The sequence below is a fragment of the Streptomyces sp. NBC_00370 genome, assembly GCF_036084755.1.
GTDB lineage: Bacteria > Actinomycetota > Actinomycetes > Streptomycetales > Streptomycetaceae > Streptomyces.
In genome coordinates, this window is record NZ_CP107968.1 from 1492232 (window position 1) to 1505518 (window position 13287).

The window sequence follows — 13287 nt, forward strand, 5'->3', positions numbered from 1 at the left end:
GCAAACTACGGTGATCGCCACAGCGTCGATTCGCTGTGGCGATCGCCGAAAAGTACTACTCGACGGTTGAATTCACTCCGCGATCTTTGTGCGTCCGGACCAGCGGAAGACCGAAAGCGCGGATTCCCCGGATGCCTCGGATTCACCGAGAGCGCCGGCCGTCACGACGGGTTCATAGTGTTCGTATCCGTCGAGGTGACGAATCTTGATCTTCTCCTGGGAAATGAGAGCGTGCCCCAAATCCCGCAGATTGACCGTTCCGCAGATTTGTGCGGGTCCTCCTTCGAGCCTTACGAGTCCCCTGATCGATCCGGAAGAGTCCGTGCTCAACGTGTCCCCCATGGACTCGCCTCTCTGCTCGTCTGTATTCTTCCGTGGAATCCGGTGCGGTGGTACCCCTGACCCGGCTCCCCCTATCGGCACCCCTGATCCACCAAGGACCTTCAGGGGGGCTTCAGGGGGCTATTTCACCGGGGAGATCTCCCCGATCCGCTCGACGATGATCTCCATGACCGATGCGGCATGGGCGTTCAGGTAGAAGTGGCCACCGTTGAAGACGTGCATGTCGAACTGGCCGCTGGTGTGTGTTTTCCAGCGCAGGCATTCCTCGCGCGTCACATGCGGGTCGGTGTCACCGATCAGCGTCACGACAGGACAGCTGACGGTGGCTTCCGGCGGTTCGCAGCGGTAGGTCTCCACCGCCTTGTAGTCACTGCGCAGCGTGGGCAGGATCATCCGGAGGAGTTCGGGGTCGTCCAGCATCCGTGCGTCGGTTCCGTCCAGTCGCTGGAGTTCCGCGATCATGGCGCGGTCGCCGGCGCGATGCACGGACTCCTGCCGCAGGGACGACGGTGCGCGCCTGCCGGAAGCGAAGAGGACGATCGGCGAAGTCCCGGCCTTCTCCAGCCTCCTGGTGACCTCGAAGGCGACCACGGCGCCCATGCTGTGGCCGAAGAATGCGAGAGGCTGGTCCGTGAGTGGGAGCAGCTCCGCGGTGAGCCGGTCGGCGAGAGTGGCGATGTCCTCCACGCAGGGTTCGCGCCGGCGGTCCTGTCGGCCCGGGTACTGGATCGCCAGGACGTCGAGTGCCGGGGAGAGTTGCTTCGATACGGGGAAGAAGAACGAGGCGGCTCCGCCCGCGTGCGGGAAGCAGACGAGACGGGGGCCGGGAGCGGACGCGGTGTGGAAGCGCCGCACCCATGCGCCGTTGCCTGTGGTCGTTCCTGTCATGTCGACTCGACGTTCCTTCGTTTCGGGTGCGCGGAGGGCTGGTCCGGCTACGTCGGATACGGTCACGTCGTGTCGTCCGCCGGGACCCGCTTGTCGATCCACCGGACCTGCGATCCGGGCAATTCAGCGACGGACGAATTCTTTTTCGCTCGTGACGATTCATCGGTCCGGTGATACGCCGTTCGACATCGAAGGCACTATGGCGAAAATAAACTCGGAGCGTGCCGCCGTCCGGACTTCATTCGACACCCGGGGCCGGTTCATGGCTACCGGGAACCCACCCCTAAAGAGTCTTTCGAGGGCTCCCCTAGGGGCCCCTATCCCGCTCCCGAGCCTGCTCCGCACCGCTTGTACGTGACGGCCGACACAGCCACGTCGACGTACAGGTGGACGTCAGCAGTACCACAGAACCACAGTTCGCCAAAAATCTTGAATGACTCTTGACTCATTCATGTGAAACGGAATAACGAACTGCAACTTCCTGCCATGCAGCTTGTTGCCACTCAATCCAGACTTGAGCGTGCCTAGACTCGCCAGCGTCCGAGCATTCGAAACTGGCTCGTCTGCGCATCAGCGGCTCAGCCGCTTGATAGCTCAGGAGCATCTTTCGGGCCACGAGAATGGGGTCTCGTGGACTTGCACATGGACACCGCACATTACGGGGGAAGTCGTGCAAATCATGAACCAGGAGTCCGAACTCAACGCACTTGGGTCCGCGCTGGCGGACTGCCGATCGGCCAGGGGCCGGATCGTGCTCGTCGAGGGGGCGGCCGGCTGCGGCAAGAGTGAGCTCGTCGAGACGTTCGCGGACCGGGTCACGGCCCAGGGCGCGATGGTGCTCTTCGCCGCCGGCTCGGCCACCGAGCGTGGCGTACCGCTGGGTGTCCTCAGACAGCTTCTCGACAGATTGCCCGCACCCGAACGGCCGGAGCTGCCGGAACTGCCGGACCAGGACTCCGACGCCCTAAAGGTCGAGGCCATGCGGGAGCTGCACATGAAGATGTGCGGCATCGCGGAGAGCAGGCCCGTCGTCTGTTGCGTCGACGACCTGCAGTACGTGGACGCGGCCTCGCAGCGGTTCCTGCAGTACATGGCGCGGCACAGCCGGTCGAGCGGGATCCTGCTGGTGGCGACGCAGACGCAGAACTACAGTCCGCTCGACGCCGAGTTCACCACCGAACTGATGCGCCGCCCGGGGCTGGTACGGATCCAGCTACGGCCGCTGACGCTTGATCAGATGGGCACCGCGGCCTCGCGGTTCCCGGGTCTCGCCGACCGGGACCAGCTCACAGAGGACCTGTACCGGCTCAGTGGCGGCAATCCGCTGCTGCTGCGCGCCCTGGCATCGGAGCACACCCAGCTGCAGCCCACGGCGGCGCCTGAAGGGGCAGGCGTACGGCCCCGCCCGGGCGGCGCGTTCGCCAGGGCCGTGGTCACCTGCCTGCAGAGCTGCGGGCAGAACATCCTGAAGCTGGCCGCCGCGACCATCGTGCTCGGCCGGCTCACCACACCCGGCCTGGTCGCGCAGATGGCGGGCATCACCTCGACCGAGGCGACGCAGGGCATGTCGGCGCTGGAGGCCTCGGGGCTGCTGCACGGCCAGGGGCTGCGCCATCCGGTCGTCATGACGACCGTCGTGGATCATCTGGCGCCCGGCACCCTCGCCACGATGCACCGGTGCGCGGCCGAGCTTCTGTACGAGCGCGGGACCGAGGCGGACGTGGTGGCCCAGCATCTCCTCGACTCGCACTCCTACGGGCCGCTGCGGGACGCTCCGCAGTGGGCGGAGGGCGTGTTGCGCGCGGCGGCGGAAGCCGCGGTGAAGGCCGACGACGTCTGCCGTGCGACCGCGCTGCTGGAGCTGGCGCACGACACGTGCGCCGACACGCGGAAGCGGGTGACGATCAAGCTCCGGCTGTCGACGATCGCGTGGCGCCTCGACCCGGGTCTGTCCGAGCGCTACCTCTGGGAGGCGACGGAGGCGGTACGGACGGCTCCGGTGTCGGCCACGCAGATCCTGCCCCTGCTTCATCTGCTCACGGCCCAGGGCCGGATCGCGGACGCCGCCGAGATGCGGGAACGGCTGTCGGCCGCCGTGCCCGTCGCCGGTCGCGCGTCGTCCGCGTGGGGCGCGGCCGCCGAGCCGGCACCGGCGTCGCCGGTCACGTCGCAGTCCGAGCAGTCCGAGCAGTCCGACAACTCGGCCCAGCTCTCCGAACTGGTCGAGGCACACTCGTACGTGTCGCTGGACGCCAACACCACGGACATCGAACGGTTCCTCCGGGCGACGACGCTGAGCACGGCGACGATTCCGCCGATCGTGCAGGCGCTCATCGGTCTGACCTGTTCGGAGCAGCCGTCCTTGAGCGTGCACTGGTCCCAGGTGTTCCTCGATCAGTCACCGCGTCGGTCCGCTCCGGGCTGGCAGGCGCTGTTCCTGGGGATGAAGGCGCAGGGGCTGCTGCGGCTCGGGGACCTGGAAGGCGCCGAGGAGTACGCGTTGGACGCCTTGGGGCGGTTGCCCGATCCGCGGGGGAGCAATTTCGCGTACTCGGTGATCGCCACGCTGCTGCGCGCACGGACCGAGATGGGCAAGTACGTGGAGGCGGCGGCCCTGGTCGACCAGCCGGTACCGGACTCTCTGCACCAGTCGGTGCACGGTCTCGCGTACGCACGTGCTCGGGCCCGCTACTACTTGGCCACCCGCCAGTTCCAGGCCGCGTTAAGCGACTTGTACGAGGCGGGCCGGCTGGTGAAGCAGTGGGGCATCGACCGTCCGATGATGCTTCCCTGGCGTTCGGAGGCGGCTGAGGTGCTGTTCGAGATGGGGCAGCCGCAACGTGCCGAGCGGCTGGTGCTCCGTCAGTTGTCCATGGTCGACGCCCGCAACCCCTGGGTGCGTGGCACGTCGCTGCGTCTTCGCGCGGCAACCAGCGAGCCCAAGAAGCGTCCCCCGCTGCTCCAGCAGGCGATCACCGAGCTGCGCAAGTCCGGGGACCGCGTCCAACTGGCCAGGGCGATGGCGGATTTGAGCGAGACGCTGGTCACGCTCGGCGATCCGCTGTCGACCATGATGGGGCAGGAGGCGCTCGCGCTGGCCGCCGACTGCAAGGCCGCCGCGCTGCACGAGCGGATCCTGCGCGGCACCCTGTCGGCCTCCGCCCCGCGCACCCTGGCGGCGGCTCCGCTGGATGTCAGGGGGCCTGACCTGGGGATCGCGCTCAGCGATTCGGAGCAGCGGGTCGCGGCGCTCGCCGCGCTCAAGTACACCAACCGCGAGATCTCGGGGATGCTCCACATCACGGTGAGCACGGTGGAACAGCACCTCACACGGGTCTACCGCAAGCTGAACATCAGCCGCCGTCAGGACCTTCCGGCGATCCTCGAACTCAACTCGCTGGAGGCCAGCGCGCGATGACGCGCGGGTGAGGCATCGCGAACTGATCGGCGTCCGGGTCCTGTCCTGCCGGACAGGACCTAGGCGCCGATCAGTTCGTAGACGGTACGGGCGACCGCGGCGTCCTTGAGAATGCCCTCGTGATCGATGTCGAAGGTGATCTCCCGCCCGACCAGCGCCGCTTCGGGCAGCAGCAGTGCGGCGCGGGTACGGCTGAGGCCTCGTTCCCTGCTGGACGAGCACAGGGCGGTTCCCCTGTCCCACAGCCGGATGACGTCGGCGCGGTCGGCGATGGCCAGTTCCGACAGTCGCGACTCGGCCCGTGCCAGTGCGTTTTCGGCCGCCGGTACGCCGGGTTCCGGTGTCCGGATCCGGGCGCCCGCGTCCCGCAGCAACGCGTACAGGTCCGCGGCGAGCGCCGCGGCGTCACCGCCGGAGGCCGCCGTCAGCTCGGCGCCCCTTTCGCGGAGCCGCTTCACCTCGGCGCCGACCGCGTCGGCCGCGTCGGCCGAACCGGCGGCTGTGGCCGGGACGTCGGGGAGCAGGGACAGGAATTCGTCGTACACGAGGTCGGTGTCGACGAGTTCCGGATCGATGAGCAGTACTTCGGGGAAGTACCCCTGCCACTGGCCGACCATCTCCGAAATGACCGCCGCGAGAATGCCGCCCAGTCCGTGCGCGAGAACCGCGCGAACCGTCGACACACTGTCGCGTATTTCCTGGACCCAGGGCCCGGCGTATTTCTCGATGCTGGTGTCCCAGTCCGTAGGCCCGCTCTGCCCGGCGATGCGCCACACCGGATATCGGCTGCCCAACAAGGGAATGAGATCGGCGAAGTGCGGGCCGCCCTGCTCGGCCGACGGCCATCCGATCGCGAGTACCAGCTCGCCGGAACGGGTGGACCTGATTTCTTCCCACCGCTCGGGACCATTCGCCATGGGAGTGTCCTTCCGCGTACGGTATGACAATCGGCTCCTGACGCCTCGATTGTGAGATTACGGTCCTGTTCTCCGGCCGGTAACCCCTAGCTCCCCCCTATTGCGTACGATGCGGGGCGGCTCGCGAAGGCGGTCAGGCGTCGCGTGTGCGGAAGACACCGAAGGCGGCGACCAGGAGCACCACGACGGACAGCACCAGCAGTCCGAGGCCGGCCCCGGGACCGAGTGAGCCGCCCGAGGGGTTGATCTCCATCACGTGTTCCGCGGCGCTGGGGGGCCACCACTTCTGCGTTCTGTCCCGCCACACCTCGGGCAGGGCGCTGGTCACCGCAGGCACGACGAGGGTCGCTCCGGTGACCAGGACAAGGCCGATCGTCGTCGAGCGTACGAGAGCGCCGAAGGCCAGGCCGAGCACGCCGACAGCGGCGAGGTAGAGGCCGCAGCCGATCACGGCACGGGGCACGTCCGAGTCGCCGAGGGAGACGTACGGCACCTGACGGGCCGACAGGACGGCCTGGCCGGCGAAGAACGTGAGGAACGCGATCACCTGCCCGGCCACGACAGCCACAGCCGTGAAGGCCACCGTCTTCGCCGCCAGCAGCCGGCCGCGCCTGGGCACCGAGGTCAGGCTGGTGCGGATGGTTCCCGTCGCGTACTCGGAAGCGAACACACTGACGCCCACGGAGCCGAGGGCGAGTTGGGCGAAGATGTAGCTGCCGGTGCTGGTCGCCACCGGGTCGAAGTCCCGCTGTACGGCGGCGGAGGCGTCCAGGTAGTCGCGCGCCCCGGCCGCCGTGAAGAGCAGGCCGAAGCCGACACCGAGCACGAGCGCCAGCAGCAGGGTGAACGTGGTGGAGCGGACGGTGAACAGCTTGGCCCACTCGGACAGCAGCAGTTGTCCCACCGTCATCTGCCGCCCCGGTGCGGGACGTTCGCGCGGCGGACGGCTCTGCGACCCGTTCTCCGTGATCGTGGTCATCCCAGGTCCCCCTCGCGGGCCGTGTACTCGACACTGCTGTGGGTGAGCGCCATGAATGCCTCTTCCAACGAGGTCTTCTGCGGGGTCAGTTCGACGAGGGGTACGGCGTCGGCGGCGGCCAGCTCGCCGATGACGGCGCTGTCCAGACCCGAGACGACGAGCGCCCCGGTGCCGTCCGGCCGGACCGTGGCCCCCGCGTCCGTCAGCCGCCGGCCGAAGTCGTCCGCACGCGCGGTGCGCACGAAGACCGTCTGCCGGGACTGTTCCTCGATGAACTCCTCCATGGCGACGTCGGCAATCAGCCTGCCCCGCCCGATGATGAGCAAGTGGTCGGCGGTCAGGGCCATTTCACTCATGAGGTGACTGGAGACGAGGACGGTGCGCCCCTCGGCCGCCAGCTCCCGCATGAGATGCCGCATCCACAGGACGCCTTCCGGGTCGAGGCCGTTGACGGGTTCGTCGAAGATCAGGACGTCCGGGTCACCCAGCAGGGCGGTGGCGATGCCGAGCCGCTGGCCCATGCCGAGGGAGAACCGGCCCGCCTTGCGTCGGCCCGCCTTCTCCAGACCGACGAGCGCCAGTACCTCGTCGACACGCCGCCGCGGGATCCCGTTGCTCAGCGCCTGGCACAGCAGATGGTCACGGGCGCTGCGCTGCGGGTGCACCGCCTTCGCTTCGAGCAGGGCGCCCACCGTGCGCATCGGCGAGGGAAGCCGGGCGAAGGGCAGGCCTGCGACCGTCACCGTGCCGGAAGTGGGCGCGTCCAGACCGAGGATGAGCCGCATCGTCGTGGTCTTGCCCGCACCGTTGGGGCCGAGGAAACCGGTGACCAGTCCCTTGCCGATGCGGAAGGAGAGCCCGTCGACGGCCAGCCTGTTCCCGTAGCGCTTCGTGAGACCTCGCGCTTCGATCACCGGAGGGCCCCCCGGGCCGGACGCCCGGTTCCGGCGGCGCCGTAGGCGGCCTCCGCGGTGGCCTGACGCGTGGGTGAAGAGTTCATGTCGTACATCCTGCCCGCCCCAGGTGTACGGCTCCTGCGAGCTTCCTGAGTGGTTCCTGGGAGTCGGTGACAAACCGTCAACCCGCCGGTCGGCGGGGCATATGGTCGGAGGCAGGCCGATCCGTACCACGGGGGGAACGTATGGCAGCGGTGACATCGGCCGGGCGGGGACCCGTGCCGCGCGAAGGCGACGGCGAGGGGGTTCTGCTGGTCGTCGAGGACGAGCCCACGCTCCGCGAACTGCTCGCCGCTTCGCTGCGCTTCGTGGGCTTCCGGGTCGTCTCGGTGGCGACCGGCGAAGAGGCGCTGAGCGCGGTGGCCGCCGAACGGCCGGACCTGGTCGTGCTCGACGTGATGCTCCCGGGCCTCGACGGCTTCGACGTGGTGCGCAGGCTGCGCGGGGCCGCCGACAGCCGGGCGGCCGAGCAGGTGCCGGTCGTCTTCCTGACGGCCCGCGACGACCCGGAGGACACCGTCAACGGGCTCGGGATCGGCGCGGACGACTACGTCACCAAGCCGTTCCGGCTGGAGGAGCTGATCGCCAGAATCAGGTCCATCCTGCGCAGGACCCGTGGCGGGCCCGCCGGGGGCGTACTGACTGTCGCGGACCTCACGCTGGACCCCGCGACCCACCGGGTCACCCGGGCCGGCGCACCGGTCGACCTGTCCCCCACCGAGTTCAAACTGCTCCGCTACCTGATGGAGCACGCCGACCGCACCCTGTCCAAGGCGCGGATCCTCGAGGACGTCTGGCACTACGACTTCGACGGCGACCCGAGCATCGTGGAGTCGTACATCAGCTATCTGCGCCGCAAGGTGGAGTGTGTCGAACCCAAACTGATCCACACGGTGCGCGGCATCGGCTACGTCCTGCGCAGTCCCCGGTCATGAGCCTGCCGCGCGGGCGCGTGACAGCAGGGCTCTCGCTGAGGACCCGGCTCCTGCTCATCACGACGGCGCTGCTCGCCGTGGGACTGCTGCTCAGCAACATTCTGCTGCTGAACTCGCTGAAGCCCGCGCTGATGAAGCGAGCGGACGGTCAACTGCGCACCACGGGCCTGCTCATGGCCCAACTCCCACCGTCGCTCGCGGCGACCCTCGCGCTCACCACGGATGGCGCGGCGGAGCCGGGCGCCGATCTCCTCGGCGACCTCTATCCGGCGCGGGTGCTGCCCGACGGCCGCACCGAACGTATCGGCGGGACGCAAGCGCCGACCGGAGCCACCGCGACGCCCCGGCTCCCGAAGCTCGACGCGACCGCTCTGCGGGAGCGGCGCCTGAAGCCGTTCACCACCGGCGGAACCACCGACGGCACCGCCGGCGACGGTGACTGGCGGGTGCTCGTCCTGCCCACGGCCGAGGGCGGGGACATGGTGCTCGCCGGATCGCTGGACAATGTGAACGCGACCGTCGAGGACGTACGGGGCAACAGCGTCGCCCTCGGCAGCGCCTTGCTGATCGCCCTGGCTCTCGTGGCACTGGTCGCGATCCGCGCGGGTCTGCGCCCCCTGCACAGGATCGAGGAGACCGCCGCGGCCATCGTCGGCGGCGATCTGTCCCGCCGGGTCCCCGGGTCCGCGTCGGAGAAGACCGAGGTCGGCAGATTGAGCACGGCGCTCAACGGCATGCTGGAGCGCATCGAGTCCGCCGCACTCGCCCGTATCGACTCGGAGGCCAGGATGCGCAGATTCGTCGCCGACGCCGGCCACGAGCTGCGGACACCGCTCGCCGGCATCAGCGGGTACGCCGAGCTGTACCGGATGGGCGCGCTGCCGGAGCGGGCCGACGTGGACCGCACCATGGACCGCATCGAGCGTGAGGCCGCGCGCCTGACACGTCTCGCGGAAGACCTCCTGCTGCTGGCGCAGTTGGACGAGCACGCGGTCGCCGGGACCCCGGTCCTGCGCAGCGCTCCGATGGATCTGCGGGCGGTCGCCGTGGACGCCCTGCTCGACCTGCGCGCGCTGGATCCGGCGCGCGAGGTGACGCTCACCGGCCCTGACGGGACGTCCGTGGGCCCGGCGCCGGTGCTGGGGGACGAGGCGCGGCTACGACAGGTCGTGACCAACCTCGTGGGGAACGCCGTCGCCCACACGCCGCCGGGCTCGCCGGTCAGGATCGGCGTCGGCAGCGTCACGGGGGCAGGTGGGACGGCGAGCGTCCTGGAGGTCGCCGACCGGGGGCCCGGCATCACCGACGAGCACGCGAAGCGTATCTTCCGGCGGTTCTACCGGGCCGACGGTGCGCGCAACAGGTCCGAGGCGCGTACGACGTCGGGAGCGGGCCTCGGACTCGCCATCGCCCACTCGCTCGTGTCGGCGCACGGGGGTTGCCTGACCCTGCGCAGTACGCCCGGGGAGGGAGCGACCTTCCGGATCCGGCTGCCGTTCGCCGAGGAAGGGCCCTGACACGGCAGGACCCCCGGGCGAGGTGCACCAGGGGGCCTGACGCCGCGCTCCTCCCGCCCTAGGCGCGGGCCGAGTCGGTGTCCGGCGCCGAGCCGGCACGCGCGTCGGCATCCGTGACCGTGTCCGTATCCGTATCCGTACGTGTGTCCGTGTCCGGAGCGGCGTCCGGGCCACCGGCGTCCTTCGCCGACGTCTCGTTGGTGTCGCGCAGCGGCACCTCGCGGATGAACCACGCCACAGCGAAGGTCAGGACTCCCACCACGGCGCCGCCGATCGCGACGACATGCAGCCCGTTGGTCACCGCGTCGCCGAAGGCGTCCTGGACCGTCTGCGGCAGCTTGCGCAGCAGCTCCGGCGTCAGGTCCCCGGACGCGCCGCCGCCCTTGCCCGTACCGCCGGGTCCGAGCCGGTCGGCGAGGGTGTCCTCCAGGCGGTTGCTGAACAGGGAACCCAGCAGCGCCACGCCGAGCGAGCCGCCGATGAGACGGGCGAGGGTGTTCGCGCCGGTGCCCGCCCCCATGTCCCGGATCTCCACACTGTTCATGGTGATCACCACGGTGTTCTGGACGAGACAGCCCACACCGAGGCCGATCACCGCGGTGAGCAGCGAGCCGACGAGGGTGTTGGTGCCTGCGTCGAGCACCAGCAGGAGCAGCATGCCGACGGTGACCAGCGCACCGCCGAGGATCGGGTAGATCCGGTACTTGCCGGTCTTGGTGACCAGGATGGCGGCGACGACCATCATGTCGACCATGCCCAGCATCATCGGGATGAGCAGCAGACCGCCGGTGGTCGACGAGACGCCGCGGGCGTACTGGGTGTACTGGGGAAGGAAGTTGGTCGCGGTGAACATGGCCGCGCCGCCGAAGAACGACAGCGCCTGGGCGATGATGAAGTTGCGGTCGCGGAACATGCGCGGCGGCATGAGCGGTTCCGCCACCCGCCGTTGGACGTAGCCGAAGGCGATCAGGGCGGCCACGGAGACGACGGCGAGACCGATGATCTGCGCCGAGGCCCAGCCGTACTCCGAGCCGGCCCAGCTCGTCAGCAGGGTGAGGGCGACGATGCCGGCCGTCAGGAGTCCGGTGCCCAGGTAGTCGATCTTCGCGCGGACGGTCGGCGCCGCGGTGTGGATGAACAGGCCGGTGGCCAGCAGCGCCAGGGCGCCGATCGGGATGTTGACGTAGAACACCCAGCGCCAGCCGAAGTTGTCGGTGAGGAAGCCGCCGACGAGCGGGCCGCCCACGAAGGCGGTCGGCATCATGACGGCCATCATGGCCTGGATCCTGCCGCTCTTGCGCGGCGGCACCAGTTCACCGATGATCGCCTGCGCGCCGACCATCAGTCCGCCGCCGCCGAGTCCTTGCAGCGCGCGGAAGCCGATGAGCTGGCCCATGTCCTGGGCCAGTCCAGACAGGACGGAGCCCGCGAGGAAGAGCACGATCGACAGCAGGAAGACGCGCTTGCGGCCGTAGAGGTCGCCGAGCTTTCCCCAGATCGCCGTGGTCGCGGCCGTCGCCAGCAGGTAGGCGGTGACCACCCAGGAGAGATGGTCGAGGCCGCCCAGGTCACCGACGATCGTGGGCAGCGAGGTGGCGATGATCAGGCTGTCGAGCATGGCGAGGAACATGCCGAGCATCAGCCCGCCGATGCCGAGCCAGAAGAAGCGCGCGAGTACGACGTCGTCTGCGCCGCCCGTACCGGACGGCCCCTTCCCCAACTCCACGGTTCCCGTCTCCGACATGGTTCTTCCCCTTCAAGCGTGCTGCCCGGCTGCTCCGTCGACCGGCAGTACCGGCCCTCCCGCACCCGCCGCGCGCTACCGCGGCGAGCTTGCTCTCAGCCTGCCCGCGGGGCCCCTGCCGCGCCCACGACGTTTGTCACCGGTGTGCCACGACGGGTGTCACAGGCAGGCGGCGGGGCCGGGGAACGGCGGGGTCTCGTGGACAGCGCACCGTCCGCTCGGAACGGGGGTCCAGGCGGACGGTGCGGCTCAGCGGCCGGCGAGGCGCCTTGCGGGCGCCCGGCCGTACCGCCCGTAGGCTGACACGCGCGGTCAGCGTGGAGTAACCCCTTAAACCCCCCTATTGCGGCGGCATCACGGCGACGAAGAGGGCCGTGGCTCGCCCGTGGTCCTGGCCGCCGCCGCCGCGGCGGTCCGGGAGATCTCAGGCCTTGTGGGCGACGGCCGCGAAGCCGCCGTCGGCCGGGATGTCCACCGTCAGGGTGTCCTGGGCCGTCACCTCGTGGCTCTCCCGCACCAGCCCGTCCGGGCCCGTCCCTGACCACGTCGACGGTGTACGTGCCGTCCCCCAGGAACGTGAGCGGCACCTCTTCGGTGCGGGCGTCGCCCGCGGTGACACTGCCCAGGAACCACCGGTCGCCGTCGCGGCGGGCGATGGTGGTCTCCTTGCCCGGGTCGCCGGACACCAGCCGCGTCTCGTCCCAGGCCGTGGGCACGTCCGCGAGGAACCTCTCCAGCTCCGGGCGCTTGCGGTACTCGTCGAGCGAGCCGGCGAAGTTCTGGAAGCCGGACTCGTAGACCACCGAGAGCGCCGGCTCCGCGGCGTCGGACACCGGGATCTTGCCGGTCTGGAGGTCCATCGGGGTGAAGTCCATCGAACACGATTTCACACGCACTTCAGGGCTGTCTGTAAGGGGCATGACAACGCTGGTTCCGCGCGGCTGCTCCCGTCCATGGTCCAGAATGACGCACGGAACTTCCCTGCCGAACAGGAGTGTTGACATGACAGACCTGCCACTCGAAGGCGCGCCGCGAACCGTCGAGGAATGGCGCGGCTACCTGGCCGAGTACGGCAAGGAGTACGTGGAGGCCAACGAGGACGAGGAGTACTCGTCCCTGACGGCCGAGCAGATCGAGAGCCACTGGCTCGGCGCCGAGCCTGCGGGTGAGCAGACCATAGCGGCCCAGGAGCAGCGTCTGGGCATCCAATTCCCGCCCAGCCTGCGGGCGTTCCTGACGGTCACCGACGGCTGGCAGGGGATCGGCGGATGGATCGACCGGATCAGCCCGTGCGCCGAGATCGACTGGATGCGGAACACCGGGCCGGGTGACAGCTTCATTCATCTCTACGCCGAAGGGGAAGACCCCGAGGACGACACCATCAGCCTCGCCGACTTGTTCCGGCGCGCCCTGCTGGTCGCCGCCGGCGAGGATCTGTGGCTGCTCGATCCCACCGAGACCCAGCCGGACGGTGAGTGGACCGCCTACGAGTTCACGCCCAAGTACGGGACGGTCGAGGAGTATCCGAGCTTCGCGGAACTGTTCCACGAGAGCAAGGACCAGATATGACAAGGGATCGCGTTGTCTTCTG

At 69.2% G+C, this 13287-nt stretch carries 10 protein-coding genes and 1 pseudogene; 4 read left to right on the forward strand and 7 right to left on the reverse strand.

Annotated elements, in window-relative coordinates:
* Positions 1 to 72: 72 nt before the first annotated feature.
* Positions 73 to 342, reverse strand: a complete 270-nt coding sequence (locus OHS57_RS37760) for a DUF5988 family protein (RefSeq protein ID WP_443042843.1) — start codon at positions 340 to 342, stop codon at positions 73 to 75.
* Positions 343 to 462: 120 nt separating this feature from the next.
* Positions 463 to 1230 (reverse strand): thioesterase II family protein, encoded by a 768-nt coding sequence (locus tag OHS57_RS06210; protein ID WP_328581298.1) that lies wholly within the window; start codon positions 1228 to 1230, stop codon positions 463 to 465.
* A gap of 679 nt (positions 1231 to 1909) precedes the next feature.
* Here OHS57_RS06210 and OHS57_RS06215 point away from each other — a divergent pair.
* Entirely contained in the window at positions 1910 to 4648 is a 2739-nt protein-coding gene (locus OHS57_RS06215; RefSeq protein WP_328581299.1) for an AAA family ATPase, read from the forward strand.
* A 59-nt stretch (positions 4649 to 4707) separates the two neighbouring features.
* On the opposite strand, the gene OHS57_RS06220 is transcribed toward OHS57_RS06215, so the two are convergent.
* From OHS57_RS06220 to OHS57_RS06230, 3 genes are all read right to left on the reverse strand, one after another.
* Positions 4708 to 5565, reverse strand: coding sequence for a hypothetical protein (locus OHS57_RS06220; protein WP_328581300.1), 858 nt, complete (start codon positions 5563 to 5565; stop codon positions 4708 to 4710).
* A 133-nt stretch (positions 5566 to 5698) separates the two neighbouring features.
* On the reverse strand, positions 5699 to 6544 hold the full coding sequence (locus OHS57_RS06225) for an ABC transporter permease subunit (RefSeq protein ID WP_328581301.1): 846 nt from the start codon (positions 6542 to 6544) through the stop codon (positions 5699 to 5701).
* A complete protein-coding gene (locus OHS57_RS06230) occupies positions 6541 to 7458 on the reverse strand; it encodes an ABC transporter ATP-binding protein (RefSeq protein WP_328581302.1) in 918 nt (305 codons plus the stop codon). Before OHS57_RS06230 ends, OHS57_RS06225 begins: the two co-directional genes overlap by 4 nt.
* A 227-nt stretch (positions 7459 to 7685) precedes the next feature.
* Between OHS57_RS06230 and OHS57_RS06235 the strand changes: the two genes are divergently transcribed.
* Entirely contained in the window at positions 7686 to 8435 is a 750-nt protein-coding gene (locus OHS57_RS06235; RefSeq protein ID WP_328581303.1) for a response regulator transcription factor, read from the forward strand.
* 17 nt (positions 8436 to 8452) lie between these two features.
* Positions 8453 to 9952 carry a sensor histidine kinase gene (locus OHS57_RS06240; protein ID WP_328581304.1) on the forward strand — a complete coding sequence of 500 codons (1500 nt, stop codon included), beginning with the start codon at positions 8453 to 8455 and terminating at the stop codon, positions 9950 to 9952.
* A 58-nt stretch (positions 9953 to 10010) separates the two neighbouring features.
* Here OHS57_RS06240 and OHS57_RS06245 read toward each other — a convergent pair whose 3' ends face one another.
* Positions 10011 to 11696 carry an MDR family MFS transporter gene (locus tag OHS57_RS06245; protein WP_328581305.1) on the reverse strand — a complete coding sequence of 562 codons (1686 nt, stop codon included), beginning with the start codon at positions 11694 to 11696 and terminating at the stop codon, positions 10011 to 10013.
* A 584-nt stretch (positions 11697 to 12280) separates the two neighbouring features.
* Positions 12281 to 12700: pseudogene (locus tag OHS57_RS06250) on the reverse strand (glycoside hydrolase family 97 C-terminal domain-containing protein); the annotation flags it as partial.
* Here OHS57_RS06250 and OHS57_RS06255 point away from each other — a divergent pair.
* Positions 12699 to 13265 (forward strand): SMI1/KNR4 family protein, encoded by a 567-nt coding sequence (locus OHS57_RS06255; RefSeq protein WP_328581306.1) that lies wholly within the window; start codon positions 12699 to 12701, stop codon positions 13263 to 13265. The pseudogene OHS57_RS06250 and the gene OHS57_RS06255 sit on opposite strands and share 2 nt — an antisense overlap.
* Positions 13266 to 13287 lie beyond the last annotated feature (22 nt).